This is a genomic window from Sorangium sp. So ce119 (genome assembly GCF_051524405.1).
GTDB lineage: Bacteria > Myxococcota_A > Polyangia > Polyangiales > Polyangiaceae > Sorangium > Sorangium cellulosum_G.
In genome coordinates, this window is sequence record NZ_CP150310.1 from 7392285 (window position 1) to 7412113 (window position 19829).

Annotated in this window: 17 protein-coding genes; 7 read left to right on the forward strand and 10 right to left on the reverse strand. The window is 74.9% G+C overall.

The window, feature by feature from the left end:
• Positions 1–53: 53 nt before the first annotated feature.
• The 3 genes from WME76_RS27820 (at position 54) to WME76_RS27830 (ending at position 4225) form a co-directional block, all read left to right on the forward strand.
• Positions 54–2759, forward strand: coding sequence for a vWA domain-containing protein (locus WME76_RS27820; RefSeq protein ID WP_437955298.1), 2706 nt, complete (start codon positions 54–56; stop codon positions 2757–2759).
• Between the two features lie 153 nt (positions 2760–2912).
• Entirely contained in the window at positions 2913–3155 is a 243-nt protein-coding gene (locus WME76_RS27825) for a hypothetical protein (protein ID WP_437285208.1), read from the forward strand.
• 335 nt (positions 3156–3490) lie between these two features.
• Entirely contained in the window at positions 3491–4225 is a 735-nt protein-coding gene (locus WME76_RS27830; protein ID WP_437955299.1) for a high-affinity nickel-transport family protein, read from the forward strand.
• Between the two features lie 94 nt (positions 4226–4319).
• Here WME76_RS27830 and WME76_RS27835 read toward each other — a convergent pair whose 3' ends face one another.
• From WME76_RS27835 to WME76_RS27855, 5 genes are all read right to left on the reverse strand, one after another.
• Positions 4320–5078, reverse strand: coding sequence for a response regulator (locus WME76_RS27835; protein WP_437955300.1), 759 nt, complete (start codon positions 5076–5078; stop codon positions 4320–4322).
• Between the two features lie 4 nt (positions 5079–5082).
• Positions 5083–6234, reverse strand: coding sequence for a sensor histidine kinase (locus WME76_RS27840; protein WP_437955301.1), 1152 nt, complete (start codon positions 6232–6234; stop codon positions 5083–5085).
• Positions 6234–6755 carry a Rab family GTPase gene (locus WME76_RS27845; protein ID WP_437955302.1) on the reverse strand — a complete coding sequence of 174 codons (522 nt, stop codon included), beginning with the start codon at positions 6753–6755 and terminating at the stop codon, positions 6234–6236. The genes WME76_RS27840 and WME76_RS27845 overlap by 1 nt, the downstream gene beginning before the upstream one ends.
• A 3-nt stretch (positions 6756–6758) precedes the next feature.
• Positions 6759–8495: an OmpA family protein gene (locus WME76_RS27850; RefSeq protein WP_437955303.1), complete on the reverse strand. Its 1737-nt coding sequence runs from the start codon at positions 8493–8495 to the stop codon at positions 6759–6761.
• 96 nt (positions 8496–8591) lie between these two features.
• Positions 8592–9179 carry a hypothetical protein gene (locus tag WME76_RS27855; RefSeq protein WP_437955304.1) on the reverse strand — a complete coding sequence of 196 codons (588 nt, stop codon included), beginning with the start codon at positions 9177–9179 and terminating at the stop codon, positions 8592–8594.
• 164 nt (positions 9180–9343) lie between these two features.
• Between WME76_RS27855 and WME76_RS27860 the strand changes: the two genes are divergently transcribed.
• Positions 9344–9475: a hypothetical protein gene (locus WME76_RS27860; protein ID WP_437955305.1), complete on the forward strand. Its 132-nt coding sequence runs from the start codon at positions 9344–9346 to the stop codon at positions 9473–9475.
• Between the two features lie 6 nt (positions 9476–9481).
• Here the strand turns inward: WME76_RS27860 and WME76_RS27865 are convergent, their stop codons facing one another.
• The 3 genes from WME76_RS27865 to WME76_RS27875 are packed head-to-tail and all read right to left on the reverse strand — an operon-like array spanning position 9482 to position 12392.
• Positions 9482–10171, reverse strand: coding sequence for a hypothetical protein (locus WME76_RS27865; RefSeq protein ID WP_437955306.1), 690 nt, complete (start codon positions 10169–10171; stop codon positions 9482–9484).
• Positions 10171–11424, reverse strand: a complete 1254-nt coding sequence (locus tag WME76_RS27870; RefSeq protein ID WP_437955307.1) for an MbnH family di-heme enzyme — start codon at positions 11422–11424, stop codon at positions 10171–10173. The genes WME76_RS27865 and WME76_RS27870 overlap by 1 nt, the downstream gene beginning before the upstream one ends.
• Before the next feature lie 5 nt (positions 11425–11429).
• A complete protein-coding gene (locus WME76_RS27875; protein WP_437955308.1) occupies positions 11430–12392 on the reverse strand; it encodes an MbnP family copper-binding protein in 963 nt (320 codons plus the stop codon).
• Between the two features lie 294 nt (positions 12393–12686).
• On the opposite strand from WME76_RS27875, the gene WME76_RS27880 reads away from it, so the two are divergent.
• Genes WME76_RS27880 through WME76_RS27890 form a run of 3 tightly spaced genes read left to right on the forward strand, consistent with a single transcriptional unit; the run spans position 12687 to position 16666 of the window.
• On the forward strand, positions 12687–14876 hold the full coding sequence (locus tag WME76_RS27880) for a TonB-dependent receptor (protein WP_437955309.1): 2190 nt from the start codon (positions 12687–12689) through the stop codon (positions 14874–14876).
• 9 nt (positions 14877–14885) lie between these two features.
• Complete coding sequence (locus WME76_RS27885; RefSeq protein ID WP_437955310.1) at positions 14886–15812, forward strand: hypothetical protein; 927 nt, start codon at positions 14886–14888, stop codon at positions 15810–15812.
• Positions 15809–16666 carry a hypothetical protein gene (locus tag WME76_RS27890; protein ID WP_437955311.1) on the forward strand — a complete coding sequence of 286 codons (858 nt, stop codon included), beginning with the start codon at positions 15809–15811 and terminating at the stop codon, positions 16664–16666. Before WME76_RS27885 ends, WME76_RS27890 begins: the two co-directional genes overlap by 4 nt.
• A gap of 31 nt (positions 16667–16697) precedes the next feature.
• Here WME76_RS27890 and WME76_RS27895 read toward each other — a convergent pair whose 3' ends face one another.
• Positions 16698–18458, reverse strand: a complete 1761-nt coding sequence (locus WME76_RS27895; RefSeq protein WP_437955312.1) for a serine/threonine protein kinase — start codon at positions 18456–18458, stop codon at positions 16698–16700.
• A gap of 72 nt (positions 18459–18530) precedes the next feature.
• Positions 18531–19769, reverse strand: a complete 1239-nt coding sequence (locus tag WME76_RS27900; protein ID WP_437955313.1) for an NAD(P)/FAD-dependent oxidoreductase — start codon at positions 19767–19769, stop codon at positions 18531–18533.
• Between the last annotated feature and the right edge of the window lie 60 nt (positions 19770–19829).

The following is a 19829-nucleotide window of genomic DNA, read 5'->3' on the forward strand; positions in this document are numbered from 1 at the left end:
CGGGTTTCTGGCGACATGAGCGCGCCGCTCCGCGCGGCGCACAGGGGAGATCCATGCCCAGCGCGAACACGACGGGCGCCGCCGACGGCGCCGCGGCCGATGCGAACACCACCGCTCCAGGGCGACCCGACGCGGCGGCCGCCGGCGACGCCGCCGACGCGGTGCGCTCCGTGGAGATCCTCATCTCATGGGGCGCGACCGTCCTCTTCGTCCAGCACCTCACGCCGCCGCGCGCCTTCGACGTCGGCGAGCAGCGCGACGACGGTCGCCCGTGCGATGTCTTCCTCCCCGAGCGCGTGCTCGGCGCGCGTCGCGCGCCGCTCCTCGAGGTCGACCGCGCCGGGCGCGTCCGCTTCGTCCTGCTCGGCGCCGCGACCGGGACCCTGACGCTGGACGGCGCGCCCCTGCCCGCCGACGAGGCGCGCGCGCGGCACGCCGGCGCGACGCGCGCGGACGTGGCGGACATGCCGCGCGCGGTGCTCGTTCCCCTCCCCGCGCACGCCCGCGTCGACGTCGAGCTCGCGGGCGTGCGGATCCAGATCGGCGCGGACACCGCCGCGGGCGAGCGCGTGCGCCGCGCGCTCGTGAGCCGGAAGAGCCTCGCCCTGCACGCCGCCTCGGCGGTCCTGCACCTCGGAGTCCTCGGCGCGCTCGCGCGCTGGGCTCCGTCGCTCGTCGACCCGTCCTCCGGGATGAGCGCCGACCGGATCGCGCTCGTGCAGCGGTACCTCGCCGCCGCGGACGAGCGCGAGCTGCGCGCGTCGCCCGAGCTGGAGGGCGAGCAGAACGCGGACGCGAAGGAGGGCGGCACGGGGGCGCGGGCGAGGGGCGAGGAAGGATCGATGGGCGGCGCGACCGCGCGCGGGATGGCGACCGGGAACAGGTGGGGGGTGGCCGGCCCGAGCGATCGACCGGCGCAGCGCGCGACGCCGCAGGAGGCGCTGCGCGACGCTGCGGAGTTCGGGATGATCGGGCTGCTCAACCAGGGAAGCGGCGGCGATCCGAGCGCGCCCGGCGCGCCGTGGGGGCTCGACAGCCCGCAAACGTCCGCGGGCGGCGCGGGCCTCTCGTTGAACGGCGGCGCGGACGCCGGCGGCGGCTGGGGGCTGGGGCTCGGCGCGGTCGGGACCATCGGCCACGGCGCCGGCGCAGGGTCCGGCCAGGGGCTCGGCAGCGGGCGCGGGCGCCTCGGCGGCGCCGCGACGACCGCCGCGCCGGGCGCCGCCGCCCACGCCTACGCCCCGGCGCCCGAGGCCCCCCTCGATCCGAACGGCCGCTTCGCCACCACCTACCGGCCCGGGGGCGGCCACCTCGCCGCGTTCGAGGCCGCCGTCGCGCGCGGCATCGTGCCCGCGGGGGAGCGCGCGCTCGTCGGCGACGTCGGCGCCCGCTACGCGCCGGAGATCCCGATCGATCCCGGCAAGGCGCTCGGCCTGCGCGCCGACCTGGAGCGCGCCGCGCTCGCGCCGGGCGGCGGCGCCTTCCACCTGCGCCTCGCGCTCCGCTCCGCGGCGGCGGCGGCGCCCGCGCGGCCGCACCTCTCGGTGCACCTCGTCCTCGACACGAGCGGCTCCATGGCCGGCGCGCCGATCGACAGCGCCCGCCGCGCGGCGCAGGCGCTCGTCGACCGCCTCGCGCCCACGGACGACTTCTCGCTCACCACGTTCTCCACCGGCGCCGACGTGATGATCGAGGACGGCCCCGTGGGCCCGCGCCGCGCGGCGATCCGCCGCGCCATCGACGAGATCCGCGAGGGCGGCGGCACGAACATCGGCGACGGGCTCTCGCTGGGCTACGCGCAGGCGAGCCGGCCGGGCATCCCCGAGGACGCCGTGCGCGTGGTGCTGCTCGTCTCCGACGGCCGCGCCACGAGCGGCCTCACCCATGGCGACCGCCTCGCGCGGCTCGCGCTCGACGCCTTCCAGCGCGGCATACAGACGAGCGCGCTCGGGCTCGGCGACGACTACGACAGCCAGCTCATGAGCGCGATCGCGAGCGACGGGGCCGGCGGCTACTACTACCTGCGCGACCCCGAGCAGATCGCGCCGGCGCTCTCGACCGAGCTCGACAGGCGCCTCGATCCGGTCGCGACCGCGGTCGAGGTGCGCGTGCGCCTGAAGAGCGGCGTCGATCTGCTCCGCGTCTACGGCTCGCGCCGGCTGAGCGACGCCGAGGCCTCCCGGGTGCGCGCCCAGGAGATCGCGGCGGACGTCGCCGCGCTGTCGCGGGACCGGATCGCGGCCGATCGCCGCGAGGACGCCGCGGGCGGCATGCGCTTCTTCATGCCGATGTTCGCGCGCGATGACCGGCACGCCCTGCTGCTCAAGCTGAGCGTCGGCCCGGGCGCAGGGAGGCGCGCCGTCGCGAGCGTCGAGCTCAGGTACAAGGACCGCCTCTCCAGGAAGAACGTGATCGAGGAGATCCCGATCGAGGTGCGCCATGCCGACAACGACGCGGCGAGCGCCGCGTCCGTCGACGCCTCGGTGACGCGGACTCTTCAGGGCTTCGCCGCGGGCGAGTCGCTCGCAGAGGCCGCTGCCCGCGTCGGACGCGGCGACCGCGACGGCGCCGCGGCGCTCCTCGCCGAGCGCGAGGGCATCCTCCACGAGGCCGCGGCCCGGCTGGACGAGCCGCTGTTCCTGGAGGACGCTGCACGCCTGACGCGCCTCCGCGCGCACATCGGCGCAGAGCGAGGGCTCGGCGATCCGCTCGTGCTCGCGATGCTGCTGGAGACGGCGGGGCGATCCCACCTGCGTTGACCGCAATCGCGGCGCGCGCACGGGCGGAGGCCTCGGTCAGGTGGTACGCTGAGCACGGCCATGACAGAGAGAGTCTCATCGACCGGTCGCGCGGCGCTGCGAGAGTCGCTTCTCCAGTTCTCCGCCTTCGCCGACGCGCTCGAATCCCGTGCCATGCGCGAGGCCATCGAGGCCTGCATCACCGTCCTGGACGCTCCCGGGCCGCTCGACAGGCGCCTCCTGGCCCCGTGGCTCAAGGTCGTCCACGAGCGCGCAGCAGACGTGTTTCGGCGCGGGATCCGCGAGACCTCGGGGACGCTGCGCGCGCAGATGATGCATGGCTTGAAGCAGGCTGAAGAGGACGCGGTCTGGATGCAGCAGGCCATCGACGCGTTGAGTCGAGACAGCGCGAACTGACATGCTTGGCTGAGCGGCGCCGTCGTTTTCTGGCGCTGTTGCAAGGAGTCTGTATTCCTCGAGGCGCGCTGGAAGGCGCGCGCAACTATAGAAGAGCGACCATGCAGTCGCTGTCGCTGTCACGGATGAGCGCGCCTTCCCAACCGCGCTGATCGGATGTCGTTGGATTGTCGCGGTGAGATCGCCGGCGATCTCTCGAGCTGAGCCCGCGGACGACGGCCGGCAGCGCTCGGCCGATCTGGAGGGCTCGGGTCGCGGGCGCCGGGGCGCCGGGGCGCCGGGGCGCCGGTTGGCGGCGTAGCACGGCGCGCGCGGTCCGTGCTACGAGACGAGGCATGATCGCCTCGGCATTTCCGCTGCTGCTCCTCGGGTTCTCTCTCGGCATGCGCCATGCGACCGACGCGGACCACGTGATCGCGGTGGCGACGGTGGTGAGCCGGGTGCGGAGCCTGGGCGTGGCGCTGCTGATCGGCGCGATGTGGGGCCTCGGCCACACGCTCACGCTGATGGTGATCGGCGGCGCCATCCTGCTGTTCGGGCTGGTGGTGCCGCCGCACGTCGGTCTGGCGATGGAGCTCGCGGTCGCGCTGATGCTCATCGGCCTCGGGGGGTATCACCTCACGCGGATCTACCGGGCGGTCCGGCGAGGCGAGCCGCCGGCGCAGGCCGCGGAGCACCACGAGGGGCACCGGCACGACCTCGGCTGGGCGGACCGCGTGTTCGGGCGATCGCGCGTCTACCTGAGCCTCCGGCCGCTGCTCATCGGCGTGGTCCACGGGCTCGCGGGCTCGGCCGCCGTGGCGCTCCTCGTGCTCACCACGGTGCGCGACCCGCGGTGGGGCGTCGGCTACATCGCGCTGTTCGGCGTGGGCACGGTCGCCGGGATGATGCTGATCACCGGGGCCCTCGCGGTGCCGTTCGCGTTCACGCGCGCGCGGTTCGGCGGGATGCACCACGCGCTCGCCGCGGTCGCGGGCCTCCTCAGCGTGGGCTTCGGCCTGTTCCTGGCCTACGACATCAGCGTCGGCTCCGGCCTGTTCACGGCGAACCCGCAGTGGACGCCCGGCTGAGCGCCCGCGGATCCGCGCCTCACGCGCGCGGCGCGCGCGCGCGAGGACCTCGCCTCCTCTCCCGCCGGCCGTACCTCGGCCCTCCCGACGCTGGTCATCGGCTCGCGGACGACCACGCGCGCTCGGCCTCGCGCGGCGGCCCCGGCGCGAGGTGCGCGTCGATCTGGGTCATGAGCCAGTCCATGAACTCGTCCTTCAGGATCGTCTGCGCCACGTGCAGGTCGGTCCAGACGGGCGCGCGCGCGGCCGCCCGATCGCTCGTCTGCACCACGACCGGGATCGTGCAGAACCGCGCGTCGTCGCGCATCGCGCGGATGAGCTCCACCCCGTTCATGATGGGCATGTGGACGTCCACGATGGCCAGCGCCACCGCCTCGCGCGCGAGCAGCGCGAGGGCGTCACGCCCGTTCTCGGCCTCGAGCACCGTGAAGCGCGGCTCGAGGATCAGCCGGTAACACGCCCGGATCTCCGCGTCGTCGTCCACGACGAGGATGGCGACCCCCTCGACGGCGCCGAGCACCCGCTCGACGGCGGCGCGGAGCTCCACCGCGGTGACGGGCTTCCGCACGTAGCCGGCCACCCCTCGCAGGATGGCCTCCGCCGGCTTGTTCACGACGGAGACGAGCATCACGGGCACCCGCTCGCGCGACTGCACCAGGCGGGTGAAGGCGAAGCCGTCCATCTCGGGCATCAGGAAGTCGGTGACGATGAGGTCCGGCCTCCAGGTCCTCAGCAGCTCCAGCGCCGCGCTCCCGCTGCTCACCGTCCGGACGTCGTACGGCGCGCCCTCCAGCGCCTCCGCCATCCACGCGAGCGTCCCCGAATCATCGTCGACCAGCAAGAGCTTGGCCATGGCATCACTCCCTTTGCGTCTGTCCCTGGGTCCCTGCGCCCCGCGCCCCGCCAGCCGCGCCGGCGCGCCGCAAGCGGATCCAGAACCGCGCCCCGCCTTCCGGCCGCGGCTCGTACCCGATCGCCCCGCCCCACCGCTCCACCGCGATCCGGGCGCCGTAGAGCCCGAGGCCGCTGCCCGCCCCCGGGTCGCGGCCGTGCGCAAATTTCTGGAACAGGTGCGGCGCGATGGAAGGCGAGACGCCCGGCCCCTCGTCCTCCACGGCCACGCGCGCCCATCCTGGCTCGTCGCGCAGGAGGACCCGCACCGACGTGCGCGCCGCCGTGAAGCGGAGCGCGTTCTCGACGAGGTTGGAGACCACGCGCGCGAGCCTGCGCTCCTCGCCGACGACGCTCCACGGCGGCCCGTCGACGAGCGCCGGCGGTCCCTCCAGGCGGACCCCCCGGCTGCACGCCATGGGCAGGAGCGCCTCGACGACCTGCGCGACGGTGACGCGCAGATCCGCCACCGCGGCGAGGTCGTCCGAAGCGGCGTCGAGCGCGGCCCCCTCGGCGGCGAACGTGTCGAGGATCTCCCGGATGAGCTCGCGCTGCCGCAGGGCGGCCTTCAGCGCGACCGCGGCGAGCGCGCCGCTCTTCTCCGGGAGCGGCTGCTCTTGCAACAGGGACAGCGCGCCGAGGAGGCTGTTCAGCGGGCCGGAGAGATCATGGACGATGCAGTGGACCAGGACGTCCTTGCGCTCGACCTCGCGCGACAGCGCGTCGTGCAGGAGGCGCAGCTCGCGCGCCCGCTGGAGCAAGCGGCGGCGCTCGTGGAGCAACGCGTCGTTCCGGGTGATCACGATCAGCCGCGACGCGCCCACGCAGAGCGCCGTCGCCTCGAGGTGCAGCGCCTCGCCGTCCTCGGTCATCTGCGTCCAGCAGTCGGATTGCACGCTCTGCGTGCCTTCCGTGGACCAGGCCCGCTCCGCCTCGGGCAGGAACACCTCCAGGAACGGCAGCGCGCGGTCGATCTGGAGCGGCCCCTCGCGCGGCGGCGGGATCCCGAGCCGGAGGAACCACGGCGGCGGCTGGCCGCGGACGACGAAGGCGCCGTCGTCCAGGCGCTCGAGCACGAGCTTCTCAAGCGCCGCCAGCAGCGAGGCGTCCACGGCCATCACCCCCGCCACAACGGCACCTCGCTCGCCAGCATCGCGCGCGCGAGCGCGCAGAACGCGCCCTCGACCCCGGCGCCGGTCCTGGCGCTCGTCCTGGTGACCAGGAGCCCCGCCTTCCTCAGCCGGGCCTCGCCGGCCTCGTCGATCTCCCACGCCGCCGTGAGATCGGCCTTGTTCAGGGCGATGACGGACGGGAGCTCGCCCGCGATCCCCCGCGCGGCGGCGTGGAGGCGGAGCCCCGTCTCCACCGTGGCGCGCCGCGTGCCGTCGATGACGATGAGGAAGCCCGCGGCGCCGCGCACGTACGATATCTGGACGTCCTGGAACTCGTCCTCTCCGCTCAGGTCCCAGAGGATGAGATCGAGCTCGCGGTCATCGGACCTCACGCGCCGCGTCTCGATCGCCACGCCGATGGTCGTCCGGTAACTCTCGGAGAAGATGCTGCGCGCGAAGCGGGCGACGAGGCTGGTCTTGCCGACTCCGGTGGCTCCCAGCACGCAGACCTTGCGTCTCTCCCCCATGGTTCACTCCTTGCGCCCCGCGCGCAGGTCCACAAGGAAGATCACGCTGCGCGCGCGCCGCGCGTCGGCGCCGGGGGCGCACCCGGTCCCGCCGGCCCCGCTCGAGCAGGACGGGGGGAAGACCTCGCGCCGCAGGCCCGCGCCGCTCGCGCGCAGCCGGTCCGGAGGGACGCCCCGCGCGACGAGCTCGGCCGCGACGTGCTCCGCGCGGGCCAGGCTGAGCGCTCGGTTCGACGCCTCCGAGCCGACCGGGTCCGCGTAGCCGATCACGCGGATCTCGGCGGTCATGCCTGCCTCGCGCGCGAGCGCGAACAGCCGCTGCGCTGCGGCCGCGACCTCCTCGACGCGCGCGCGCTGCTCGGCGTCGAGCCGGGCAGCGCCCCGGTCGAAGAGGATCTCCATCTGCCCGAGGGCGCGCGCCGCGGCGCGCGCCCCGTCGATCGACTCCTGCGCGAGGAGGCGGTCGCCGTCGAACCGCGCCACGCCGGGGAGCACCGCCGCGGACCACCGCGCGCGCTCGATCCAGCGCTCGGGCGCGATCCCGCTCGCCACGAGCACGCCGTCGCGGAGCGCCAGGGAGACCCCCGGCGGCGGCCGCAGCGCCTGCTCCACCCGGCGCTCGACGATCCGCGGATGGAGCGAATAGAACGGCTCGAAGCGCATCGTGACCGCGGCGCGCGCGGGGCCGCCGCGCTCGATCACGGCCCTCGGGTCCGCGGCGAGCGGATCCCTCAGGCCCGCGAACGCGTACTCTCCCCCGTGCCGCTCGGCCGACGTCACCAGCAGGCCGGGCTCGCGCCGCAGCGCATCGGCGCAGTCGGCGAAGCGGCGCTCGTCCCGCCACGAGGCGCGGAACCAGAGGCCGAGGGCGGTCGCGGCGATCGCGACCAGCAGGGCGGCCGCCGTGAGCGCGGCCCGGCCCTGGCGCGGGGCCGACCTGCGTTGCTCGCACAGGCAGCGACAGAGCAGCTCGCGGGACCCGGAGAACGGCGCCGGATCGCCGCGAAAATCGGCGAGCTCGGCGCCGTAGGTGAGATGAACGTGCTCCAGCGCCTCGCGCAGGGCGAGCTCGTAGCCGTGCGGCGCCGCGCCGCGCACGATCGCCACGAGGAGGGCCGACGGGCCGTGCTCGACCCACCCCGTGAGATCGCCCACGCGGAAGCGCTCCAGCCGCGCGTCGGTGCGAAACGCGTCGTGGGCGAACGCGTCGATGGCGGTGAGCATCGCCGAGACCTGATCGGGATCCCTGAAGGGGATGTCGTCGACGCTCGCGTGCTCGAGGACGATCCCCGTCCCGCGGTGGACCAGGAAGAGCTGCTCGGTCCGGTAGACCATCGAGCGGAGCAGCACCACCTCCGCGAAGGGACGCCCCGTGCGCCGCGCCTCGAGGCGCCAGCGCACGCTCTCCCAGGACAGGCTGCGGGCGAGCACCTCGTTGAGGCGCTGGAGCATCGCCCGGAGCGCGCTGGCCACGGCCTTGCGGATGGCCGAGCCCATGGCGGGGGAGATCGCGTCCGCGAACGCCCGCGGGTCCCGGCGCACGCTCTCGTGGATCGCGACGGTGAGGATCGGCTCCATCGCCCACGAGAGCGCCTCGCCCTGCTTGCGGCTCTCGACCACGGCCTGCGGCAGCACCTCCGCGACCATCTCGGCCATGGAGTGGTCCAGCCGCTCCTCGATCCGCCGGATCCGGCGCTGCTCGGGGCCCACGAGCAGGGGGCGGAGGTCTTCGAGCGTCATGGAGGGCGGGGGCGTCCCGCGGCGCGCTCTCGGCTGTCCCATCGGTCGTCTCCGGGCCTCCGCGTCCGCGCCGCTCGCCGGAGCGGCGCCGGCGCCTCAGGCGGCCTCGTCAGAGCGCTGCTCCGACTTCGGGTACCGCTCCGATTCGGCGGTCCCCTCGCGCGTCGGCGAGTCCGGCAGGGCCGCGTCGGTGCTGTCGGCCCAGGCGGCGAGCTCGCGCTCGAACGTGGCGCTCAGCTCGTCGCGCGTGCGCCGCGTCTCGTCCAGGAACGCCTTGGACTGCTCCAGGAACTGATGCCTGAACTCGCGGTGCGTGCGCGTCACCAGATCTTCCAGCCGCTGGATCCGCTGCTCGAACGACGCGATCGCCTCCCGCGACTCGCGCGCGACGTTGCCGAGCGTGCCGGCGCTGGCCGCGCGCTGGGCCTCGAGCGTCGCGCTGAGCGCCTCGATCTCCTTCCGCACGTGCGCCTCCAGCACGTCCAGGCGCCGCCGCGCCTCGCTCCGGAGCTCCTCCGCCTGGACGGCGAGCTGGGCGTCCGTGTGCGAGAGCCGGCGAGCGAGCTCCCGGAGCTGGGCGCCGCAAAGGATATCGCGGACCTGCTCCAGGCTGTTGGTGATCGCGGACTCCACCTGCGCTGCGGTCGCGTCGTGCTCCGTCCGCCCGCCCGTCCTCATGGTCATGATGAAGATCCCCCTCTCCGTCGCTCGCTACATGGGTCAGCGCCACGGCCGCTGGTAGCCCTCGGGGGTCAGGCTGGCCTCGCCGCGGCGCGGTCCCGGAGCCGCTCGGCTGCTCCGGGGCGGCGCAGCGCGCAGGCGATGGCGACGATCGCCAAGATGCGCCGATGCGAACTCCGCGAACCTTCGTGGCGGCCGCGACCCTCCTCGCGGCCTGCGGCAACGCGCCCGCCGGCGCCGGCGCGCCTGCATCCGCGAGCGCCGCCGCCGCGAGCGCCGCCGCCGTCGGGCCCACCTGATGGTCCTCAGGGCGCGACGGAGAACGTGACCGGCTCGCCCGTGAACGGGCCGCCGCCCTGCACGATGCGGTTGTTCTCGAACACGGCGTTGATCACGCTGACGGTGATCGGCGCGCCGGCGGCGCGGAGCTTGTCCCAGGCCGCCGCGTCCGGCGTGTAGGTCAGCTTGGTCGTGAACACCCGGAGCAGCCCCTCGCGCTCCGGCGTCGAGAAGACCAGGAAGTAAGCGCGCCCGTTGACGGGCGTCCCGTGCGCCAGCGCCGCGCGCGCCGGCCCGAGGAGCGCGCCGAGCTCCGCCCAGACCGGCGCCCCCGCCCCGCCGGCCTCCCGCGCTCCCGGCGCGTCGCCCGTCGCGAGCCGCAGCGCCGGCGCGGGCCCTGCGCCCTGCGCCGCGCCCGCGATGTGGAAGGCCAGCGCCGGCGCGGCGTCGCCGGGGAGCGTCGCGCCGTCCTCGGGCGCGTCGAACGCCGTCCCTTGCGAGGGCTCGTCCTTCGGCTCCGCGGCGAGCAGCACGATCAGCGCCTCGTCGGTCGCGCCGCCCTCGTAGATGACGTCGTCGAGCTCCGGCCCGGCCGACGTCCCGCTCGACGCGTGGTCGTGGCTGTGGCCACACGCCCCGGCGTACATCGCGGCCGACACGAGCGCCGCCAGCGCAGGGACGAGCAGCGCTCGTCGCAGGAACGGTCTCCGGCTCATCACGGCGCCTCCGCCCACGGATCCGCGTGGCGCGGGTCCGTCAGAAATTCGTCATCGGTCAGGCTCTTCAAAAAAGCGATCACGTCTGCTTTCTCCTCTGCCGTGAGCTCGAACCCTCTGATGAGCTCGCTCTTGAACCTGTTCTCGCTCCCCACACCCGCGTTGGGACCGGACGCGATCGTACGCCCTCCCGCGGCGTAGTGGTCGAGCACCTCCTCGAGCGTCTCGACGCTGCCGTCGTGCATGTACGGCGCCGTGAGCGCGATGTTGCGCAGCGTGGGCGCGCGGAACCGGCCCATGTCCGCCTCGACGCCCGAGACGTCGTAGACCCCGGCGTTGCCCTCGGGATACGCCCCGGTCCCGCCGATGTTGTAGAGACCGGTGTTGTGGAACATCACCTCCGTGAAGGTGGTCCCATCGTGCTGCACCGAGTCCGACAGGTTGAAGCCGCCGTGGCAGTGGAAGCACTCCAGCCTCTCGGAGAAGAAGAGATCCATGCCGCGCAGCGCCGGCTCCGACATCCCCGAGGGGTCGCCGTCGTAGCGATACCGGTCATAAGGCGCGCGGTACGAGATCAGCGACCGCTCGAACGCGCCGATCGCCCTGGTGATGTTGGCGAGCTGGATGGGATCGTCGTCGCCCGGGAAGGCCTGGGGGAAGAGCTCCCGGTACAGCGGCTCGTCGCGGAGCCGCTCGAACAGCTCCTCTTCCCTGCCCGCGAGCCCGAGCTCGACCGGGGTCTCGCCGAACATGGGGAGGAGCGCCTGCTCCTCGAGCGAGTCGAGGAGCGGATTCCCCCAGGTCAACGTGGTCAGGTACGCGACGTTGGCCAGGCTCATCGAGCCGCGCGAGTGCATCTCGCCGGTCGACCCCTTGGCGCTCCCGAGGCCGTCGGTGAACGCGAGCTCCTGCAGATGGCATGAGCCGCAGGAGTACGTGCCGTTGCCGGAGAGGCGCCTGTCGTAGAACAGCCGCCGGCCGAGCTCGACCTTCGCCGCCGACATCGGGTTGTCCTGCGGCACCTTCGGTACCGGGAAGCCCGGCGGCAGCCCCCAGTCGAACGCGCCCTCGCTCCCTCCGCCGCCGCCTTCGCCCCCGCCGCCGCCCTGGTCGTCGCCGCCGTCCCCGGTCGACCCGGGGGCGTCCGGCGGGTCCGCGCTGTCGCCGCAGCCGGAGGAGAGGGCCGCGAGCGCGGCGACGAGAGAGGAAGTGGCGAAGCCGCGGAGAGCGGCCCCCAGAGCAGACATCGTCATCACCCCTACTCTACCCTGAAGAACGCCTGATGCTCGGGGCGCGGCGAGCCATCGGCGACGTCGATGCCGAGCCGGGTGAACACCAGTGCACACTCGGGATTGTTCGGCTCTGACATGCAGCCCTCGCTCCCCCCCACGTCGCTGTCCAGCACGAGCGCTGCATAGTCGACGAGCACCTTCGTCGTGAGCGGGTCGATGCCCTCGAGGACGACCTCGGCGATATTCGGGCGATCGCACGTCACCTCGTCGTCCGCGCCCTTGACGCATCCGGTGCTGCCGACATGCACGAGGAAGGCGCCCTGGTCCGCCTCTGCGGCGCTGTCGATGCGCAGGAACTTGTACCCGGCGGTCCAGTTCCACCACAGCCCCGACAGATTGAGCGGCGAGGGCGCCACCGACGCATCGTCGTGGTTGAGCTCGGACGGGACGCCCACCTTGAACGACAGGCCGTCGTACGCCCCGGCCGGGACCGCCCCGCGCACCACCGAGTTCGTGTCCTGCGTCCCGTTGGCGCAGCTCCCCGACTTGTCCTCGAAATCGAGGAGCGCGACGTTCTGGTGCTGCCACAGCCCGTCCTGATCGAGCGCGACCGGCACCTCCTCGCCGTCGGCACGGCGCAGGCGCACGTCGTGAATGTACAGGCGGAAGTCGTTGAGCCTCACCTCCGTCTGCGAGGTGCCGACTGCGTACGAGTCCTCGCAGGAGAACACGTCGTCGCCGACGCGGCCTTCGAACCGCAACTCGACGGGAATCGTCCCGTCATCGCCCCCTGCCCCGCCGCCACCTTCGCCGGCGCCACCGGCGCCGCCAGCGCCGCCGTTCCCCCCGCCGCCGGCGCCGCCGGTGCCCGTCGAGGTCGCCGTGGCGTCGACGGGATTCGCCCCGTTCTCGCCGCCGCACGCCATGAGCGAGAGCGCCACGCCGACCAGCGGAAACAAGAGCCGTGATGCACGAAGACCGGATTTCATGAGAGCCCTCCTGGGGAACGACGCGCGCCACGATAGGCCGCGTCGCAACCGAGCTGAATGCGACATGTTGTCGCGATCGCTATCGCGGTGGGCTCCAGAGCGCGAGTCGGGTCGACGTCGAAAAAGAGCGCTCGACCGGACCGGCGCCGCGCCCGGCCGCCAGAGGATGACGCGGGCGCCGCTCGCTCGCCGCCTGGGACGCCGCGACCCGCGTGCGCGCGACGAGCCAGACGAACGAGCCCGTCCAGATCGTGGCACGAAAATGGAAAATCGTGCTACGACCCGCCCGACTGAATGATCCGCTCCCTGTGCGCGACGCTCGCGCCGCTCCTTATCACCACGGTCGCCGCGGCGGCACGCGCCGACGACGACGTCGCCGCGCCGCCCGCCGTCGCGGCTCCCGGGACACCGGCGGTCCCGCCTGGAGGCGGCGAGGCCCACGCCGCCGCGGCTCCCGGGACGCCGGCGCCGCCGCCGGAGGGCGGCGAGGCCCCCGCCGCGGCCGACGGGGGCGCGCCCGTCGCGGTCGTCGTCCAGGGCGCGCGGCCGCCGCGCAGCGCCTCGGAGACGGTGCGGGAGCGGGCGGAGGTGAGGGCCGCGCCGCACCGCACCGCGAGCGACGCGCTGCAGCTCGTCCCGGGCGTGTTCACGACCCAGCACAGCGGCGAGGGCAAGGCGCACCAGATCTTCTTCCGCGGCTTCGACGCGGTCCACGGGCAAGACCTCGAGATCTGGGTCGCTGGCGCGCCGGTCAACGAGGTGTCCAACGTCCACGGGCAGGGCTACGCCGACCTCCACTTCGTCATGCCCGAGGTGATCCGCGAGCTCCGCGCCCAGCCCGGATCGTACGACCCCCGCCAGGGCGACTTCGCCGTCGCCGGCTCCGTGCGCTTCGAGCTCGGCTACGACGAGCCGGGGATCACCGTCGCCGCCGGCGCCGGTTCGGACGGCGCGCGCCGGCTCTTCCTCGCCTACCACCCCGAGCACGCCGACGAGGCCACGTTCGCCGCCTTCGAGGCGTACGAGACCGACGGCTTCGGCCCCGCCCGCGCCGCGAGCCGGACCTCGTTCATCGCGCAGGGCGTCTACCAGCCCGCCGCGGGGCTCAGCGCGCGCGTGATGGCGTCGGCGTTCGCCGCGCGCTTCGGCTCCGCCGGCGTCCTGCGCCTCGACGACATCGAGGCGGGCAAGGTCGACCGCTTCGCCTCGTACGACCCGGACCAGGGCGGCGACTCGTCGCGCGCGCAGCTCGTCCTCGACCTGCGCACGGCCGGCGACGCCCCCGGAGAGGGCCTCTCGCTCGCGCCGTTCGTCGTGCTGCGCGCGCTCCGGCTGCGCTCGAACTTCACCGGCTACCTCGAGGATCCGGCCTCCGGCGACGCCACGCAGCAGCGCAACGAGGCGATCACGGTGGGCGCCACGGCGTCGTACCGGCTCCGGCTCCCGCTGCTCTCGGACCGCGACACCTTCGAGGCGGGATTCGTCGCGCGCAGCGACTGGATCGAGCAGTCGCAGCGGCGCCTCGCGGCCGTCGACGACCGGCCGACCGCCACGCTCGTCGACGCGCGGGTGCGCGCGACCGACGTCGCCGGCTACCTCGACGCGTCGATCCGGCCGGCGCGGCGGATCGAGGTGCGCGGCGGGCTGCGCGCCGACGGGCTCGCGTACCAGGTCCTCGACGACGCCGGCGAGGGCGCGGCGGCGCGCGGCGCGCAGGGCGTCCACGTGGGCGGCAAGGGCACGGTCGACGTGGCGCTGCTCCCCGGGCTGCGCGCGCTCGCCAGCGTGGGCCAGGGGTTCCGCTCGCCCCAGGCGCGCAGCCTCGGCGACGGCGAGCGGGCGCCGTTCACGCGCGCGCTCTCCGCCGAGGCGGGGCTCCGCTACGCGGACGAGCGCGTGAGGGCGTCGGCGGCGCTGTTCCACGCGCGCCTCAGCGAGGACCTCGTCTTCGACGAGGCGACCGGCCGCAACGAGCCCGTGCCCGCCACGGCCCGCACCGGCGTCGCCCTCGACGCCGTCGCGCACCCCGCGCCGTGGCTCGTGTCGAGCGTCGGCCTGACGTACACCCGCGCCGCCTTCACCGCCGCCGGCGGGCGCTACGCCGCGGGCGACCTCCTGCCGTTCGTGCCGCAGGTCGTCGCGCGCGCCGATCTCGCGGTGACGCCGCGCCTCGGCGCGCTCTTCGGCCGGCGCCTCGAGGCCCGCGCCGGCGCCGGCGTGACGCTGCTCCACCGGCGCCCCCTGCCCTTCGGGGAGATCGGCCACGACGCGCTCCTCACCGACGTGACGGCGCACCTCCGCTACGACCGCGTCGAGCTCGGGCTCGACGTCTACAACCTCCTCGACGCGGCCTGGTTCGACGGCGAGTTCGTCTACCCGTCGAGCTTCACCCGGGGCGCGGCGCCCGACCTCTTGCCCGCGCGCCACGTGACGGTCGGCGCCCCGCGCAGCGTCTTCGCCTCGCTCTCTCTCACCCTCGGCTGAGGTCCCTCGATGACATCGATCACGGCACAGGACAGTTCCCGGCGGCGCGCCGCGCCCGGCGCCGCGGGGCTCCTCGCGGCGGCGCTCGCCGCGGGCGCGCTCGCCGGGTGCGGCGCCGGCGACGGCGACACGACCAGCGGCAAGCGCCTCACGCTCGCCACGCAGGTCACCGCCGACGCAGCCTCGGTCGCGCCGTTCACCACCGCGCTCGGCTGGACCGTCACGCTGTCGAGGGCGCACCTGTCGGTCGGGCCGCTCTACTACTTCGAGGGCGCCCCGCTCACCGCGGGGCGCGCGGCGCCGGGCCGCGGCGGCGCCCGCCCGCTGCTCGATCGGCTCGCCCGGTGGGCCGTGCCCGAGGCGCACGCCCACCCGGGCCATTACCAGAGCGGCGAGGCGAGGGGCCAGATGGCGGAGCCCACCTCGGTCGACCTGCTGCAGGGGACGACAGCGCTCGCGGACGCGGACGCGGTGAGCGGCGTCGTGCGATCCGCGCGCTTCACGTTCGGCGCGCCGCCCGCGGGCCCGTTCGCCGCGGCGCTCGGCGGGCACGTGGTCGCGGTCGAGGGCCGCGCCGAGAAGGGCGACGTCGCGCGGGTGTTCCGCGCGCGCGCCCTGGCCGCGGACGTCGTCGACGCCGCGACCGGCGAGCCGTCGGTGGAGGGGTGCGCCTTCGAGGAGACCTTCCTCGACGGGCCCGGCGTCGTCACGCTCGTCGTGAAGCCCTCGGTCTGGCTCGACCAGGTCGACTTCGAGGAGCTGGCCGCGAGCGAGGACGGCGCGCCTGTCGATCTCGAGCCGGAGAGCCAGGCCCTGCGCGGCTTCACGCGCGGGCTGAAGAAGGGGACCGCCTACGCGCTCTCGTTCGCGCCCGGCTCGCCCGCGCAACCAGCGCGACCGGACGACTCGGAGAGATGGGAGGCAGAGCAGCGATGAGGATCAGCAGGGCCATGGGCGCGGCGGCGTGGGCGCTCGCCGCGGGGGCGCTCGCCGGCTGCGGCGGCGACGGCGCGTCGGGGGCGGGGCGCGTGGAGTTCACCACCTGGGGCGAGGACTACATCGAGCAGGAGATCCCGGCCGCCGATCTCGAGGACGGCTGGAGCATCCAGTACCAGAAGTTCCTGTTCGTCCTCCGGGACGTGACCGTCGCCGATCGCGACGGGAACGTCGGGGCGCGCATGCAGGGCTCGATCCTGTTCGACCACACGAAGGCCGGCCCGAAGCCGGTGGTGACGTTCGACGCCCTCGAGGCGAAGCCCTGGGAGAGCGTCTCCTACGAGATCGGCCCCGCGGACGCGGACACCGCGCTCGACGGGGCCACGGAGGCGGACAGGGCGCTCATGATCGGGGCGGGCGCGTCGGTGCACATCGAGGCGACGGCGCGGAAGGGCGACGTCGAGAAGCGCCTCGACTGGACCTTCTCGCCCGCGACGCGCTACGCCGATTGCAAGGGCGAGAAGGGCGGCAAGGAGACCGACGGCGTCCTCGTCACGAACGGCGGCGCGGACACCGTGGAGCTCACGATCCACGGCGACCACTTCTTCTACGACGACCTCCAGGCCGCGACCGCGGCGCGCCGCTTCGCGCCCATCGCCGCCGCGGACGCCGACGACGACGGGGCCGTCACGCTGGAGGAGCTCGCGGCGGTGCGCCTCGTCGCGATCGACGAGGGCACGTACGGGACCGGCAGCGCCGGAAACATCAATGATCTCGGAGCCTTCGTCACGGCCCTCTCGCGGACGCTCGGGCACTTCCGGGGCGAGGGCGAGTGCGTCTCCGTCGATCCGTGACCGGCGCCGGACGCGCGCTCGGCCAGCGCGATCACTCGATCGCGACGGTCGTCGAGACCTCCTGGAGCTCGGTCCCGTCGAACGCCGGCACCCGCGCGGAGCCGAGCATCATCTGCACGCACCCGCCCGCCTGGGTCATCGCGACCTGCGGCGCGATCATGATGCGCTGCACGGCGCCCGCGGGGTTGAAGAACACCCGAGCCGACACCGCCTTCGGCCCCGCCTTTCCCTTGCAGTGGATGCGCGCGTTCGCCCCCTTGCTTTGCAGCGCCGCGTGGGCCGCTGCGTGATCGAACGGCCTCGCCGCGGCCGTCGGTGACGCCGCGGCCGTCGCGGCCGCGGCCGCGGCGCCCTCGCGCGACGGCCGCGAGGCCCTCGGCAGGAGCGGCATCGGAGGTTGGGAAGGGGCGGGCGCCTTCTCCCCGGCGCTCGCCGGCGCCGGCGCGCGCGCCTCGTCGCCGGGGCCCGCGCCGACCACCGCCGGGCGCGCCGGCGCGGGCAGGCGCTGCGCCAGGGCGACCTCGCCCGGCTCCCGGCCGGCCGCGTACGAGATGGCCGCCGCCGTGGCGCCGCCGAGCAGGCCGCACACGAGGAGCACCGGCCCCCACCGGGTCGGCCGGCGAGCGCCCTCCGCCGGACCGCTGCTCGCCACGGCCGGCGCGCTGCCCGGCGGGACGGACGCGCCCGGCCGCGACCGCTGCGCCGGCGCGCTCGCCGGATCGGCGGCGAGCGATGCGCGAGCGCGCGCGCCGCGCCCCGTCGACGGCGGGCGCTGCGTGTCCACGGACACCTCGGTCGGCCCGCTCAGCGAGAGCGGCGAGGGCTGCCCCGCGGCGGTGACCGCCACGGCGGCCCCGGGCGGCGCCACCGAGAGGGGGGCGCGCGCGAGGCGCGGATCGACGAAGAGCGCGGGCCCGAGCGCGTCGAACGCCTCCTGCGCCGTCGGGAAGCGCTGCGCCGGGTCGCGCGCGACGCAGCGCGCGAACCAGGCGTCGAACGGGTGCACGATGCAGCCGGCGCGCCCGAGCGCCGTCGCGCGCACCGACGCCGGGTCGAGCGGCTCGATCAGGATCTCGCGGAGCAGCACGGGCATCGCGGTCCCCATCGGGTCGTTCGCGGCGCGCCAGTACATCCGCCCGGTGAGCATCGCGAACGCGATCAGCCCGAGCGCCCACACGTCGGTCGCCGGCGCGATCTGCCCGCGCGCCTCGGTCTGCTCCGGCGCCATCCAGAGCGGCGTGCCGAGCGACGCGGTCGCCATCGTGTTCGCCTCCGCGGCGACCCTCGCGATGCCGAAGTCGAGCACCTTGACCGACCACGGCGCCGTCGCGCTGCTCTTCTTCGCGAGGAAGATGTTCTGCGGCTTCATGTCCCGGTGCACGACGCCCGCCCGGTGGGCCGCGCCGAGCGCGTGGCAGAGCTGCCGGAAGATCTCGTGCGTGTCCTGCGGCGAGAACAGCCCGCAGCGCCGCATCCGCACCGAGAGGTCCTCCCCGTCGAGCAGCTCCATCGCGATCCACGGCACGCCGCTCGCCTGGTCCACGCCGGCGCCGATCACCTGGACGATGTGATCGCTCTCGACCAGCGCGCCGACGCGCGCCTCCTGCTCGAAGCGCTCGCGCAGCCGGGTGTCGGCGCAGAGCTGGGGGTGCATCAGCTTGAGGGCCCGCAGCTGGCCGGTGCTCGCCTGCTCGGCGACGTACACGGCGCCCATGCCGCCGGCGCTGAGGGGCCGCACGATCCGGAACTCGCCGAAGAGCATCCCGACCGCCGGCTGGAACGGCGCGATCATGGCGGCCGATGCTATCACGCTCGCCGCCGGGGGCGATGCTCGCGCGCGCCTCGCTCAGGGCGCGCCGCGCCGCTACGGGTGCGCGGCGGCGCGCGGCGGGAGCGACGCGAGGAGGTGGTCGATCCCGATCCGTCCCGCGACGAGCGCGCCCGTCGCCGCCGCGCGGAGCGCGTCCGGCGCCGGCTGGGGTCTGCCGGCGAAATGGCGCATGCCGAAGCGCAGGAACGACGGCTCGTCGAGGACGTAGCGCTCGACGCGCTCCCGCGGCGCGCCGTAGAAGGCGCGCATCACCCGGCGCCGGAAGCGGATGTCGAGGCCGAGGAGCGATCGCTCCACGCGCCGACCCCAGTCGTCGAAGCGGAGATCGCCGGCCTCGAGCTGCTCGGCGAGGTACGCGCCCGCGAGGGCGCCGTACGCGATCGCCTGGGCGATCCCCTCGCCCAGCATCGGATCGATGCCGGCGGCCTCGCCGACGAGCAGCGCGGCGGGCCGCGCGATCGCGGCCGTCCGGTCGAGGCCGCGCTCGGCGAAGCGCTTGCGCCGGTAGCGGTCCGGATCGAGGCCGAGCGCCTCGAGCCGGCGGCGGAGGACGCGCTCGGCGTCGGGCGCGCCGCCCGCCCCGCGCCCGGCGCCGAGCGCGCCCTCGTGCAGGACGTACGCGCCCCGGCAGACGAGCTCGCGCCCGTCCACGATCGTAGGGAAATCCCAGAGATAGCCGGGGAAAGAGCGATCCCGCATCTCGAAGTGCAGGAGGTCGCGCGCCGGGTCCCCGGCGACGGGCTCGGTGTCGACCTCGACGGCCTGCGCGCGCAGCCTGCCGAACGGCAGCCCCATCGCGCGGCGCACGACGCTGCCGACGCCGTCCGCGCCCACGACGACCCGGCCGGCGAAGTCCCCGGCCGAGCTCTCGACGCGCGCGCCGTCCGGGCCGAGCGCCGCGGCGGTGACCCGCGCCCCCTCGACGATGCGGACGCCGCGCGCCCGCGCGGCGAGCGCGAGCGCGCGGTCGAACTCGACGCGCCGGACGACGCGGCCGATGCGCCCCTCGCGGAGCGCGAGCTCGCCGTCCTGGAAGGCCGCGCTGACGCCGTTCACCGGGACCGACGGCACGTCGATGATCACCCCGGCGACCGACAGCGTCCTGTCCGCTCGCTCGCCGAGCCCGCCCGCGCAGCACTTGTCCCTGGGGTAGCGCTCCTTCTCGAGCACCACGATCCGGTCGGCGAGGGCCGGGCGATGGTGGGCGAGGAAGATCGCCGTGCTCATGCCCGCCGGCCCGCCGCCGACGATCACGACCTCGTTCGCCGACATGCGGCGCCGCTCTAGCACGTCGCGCCGGCCGCGGGCTCGCCGATGCTCGTCCGCCTGCGG

Excerpts from the sequence above, each read along its gene's own strand:
- WME76_RS27820 (WP_437955298.1), top strand. The coding sequence starts at position 54 with ATGCCCAGCGCGAACACGACGGGCGCCGCCGACGGCGCCGCGGCCGAT.
- WME76_RS27825 (WP_437285208.1), top strand. The coding sequence starts at position 2,913 with ATGCGCGAGGCCATCGAGGCCTGCATCACCGTCCTGGACGCTCCCGGG.
- WME76_RS27830 (WP_437955299.1), top strand. The coding sequence starts at position 3,491 with ATGATCGCCTCGGCATTTCCGCTGCTGCTCCTCGGGTTCTCTCTCGGC.
- WME76_RS27835 (WP_437955300.1), bottom strand. The coding sequence starts at position 5,078 with ATGGCCAAGCTCTTGCTGGTCGACGATGATTCGGGGACGCTCGCGTGG.
- WME76_RS27840 (WP_437955301.1), bottom strand. The coding sequence starts at position 6,234 with ATGGCCGTGGACGCCTCGCTGCTGGCGGCGCTTGAGAAGCTCGTGCTC.
- WME76_RS27845 (WP_437955302.1), bottom strand. The coding sequence starts at position 6,755 with ATGGGGGAGAGACGCAAGGTCTGCGTGCTGGGAGCCACCGGAGTCGGC.
- WME76_RS27850 (WP_437955303.1), bottom strand. The coding sequence starts at position 8,495 with ATGACGCTCGAAGACCTCCGCCCCCTGCTCGTGGGCCCCGAGCAGCGC.
- WME76_RS27855 (WP_437955304.1), bottom strand. The coding sequence starts at position 9,179 with ATGACCATGAGGACGGGCGGGCGGACGGAGCACGACGCGACCGCAGCG.
- WME76_RS27860 (WP_437955305.1), top strand. The coding sequence starts at position 9,344 with ATGCGAACTCCGCGAACCTTCGTGGCGGCCGCGACCCTCCTCGCGGCC.
- WME76_RS27865 (WP_437955306.1), bottom strand. The coding sequence starts at position 10,171 with ATGAGCCGGAGACCGTTCCTGCGACGAGCGCTGCTCGTCCCTGCGCTG.
- WME76_RS27870 (WP_437955307.1), bottom strand. The coding sequence starts at position 11,424 with ATGACGATGTCTGCTCTGGGGGCCGCTCTCCGCGGCTTCGCCACTTCC.
- WME76_RS27875 (WP_437955308.1), bottom strand. The coding sequence starts at position 12,392 with ATGAAATCCGGTCTTCGTGCATCACGGCTCTTGTTTCCGCTGGTCGGC.
- WME76_RS27880 (WP_437955309.1), top strand. The coding sequence starts at position 12,687 with ATGATCCGCTCCCTGTGCGCGACGCTCGCGCCGCTCCTTATCACCACG.
- WME76_RS27885 (WP_437955310.1), top strand. The coding sequence starts at position 14,886 with ATGACATCGATCACGGCACAGGACAGTTCCCGGCGGCGCGCCGCGCCC.
- WME76_RS27890 (WP_437955311.1), top strand. The coding sequence starts at position 15,809 with ATGAGGATCAGCAGGGCCATGGGCGCGGCGGCGTGGGCGCTCGCCGCG.
- WME76_RS27895 (WP_437955312.1), bottom strand. The coding sequence starts at position 18,458 with ATGATCGCGCCGTTCCAGCCGGCGGTCGGGATGCTCTTCGGCGAGTTC.
- WME76_RS27900 (WP_437955313.1), bottom strand. The coding sequence starts at position 19,769 with ATGTCGGCGAACGAGGTCGTGATCGTCGGCGGCGGGCCGGCGGGCATG.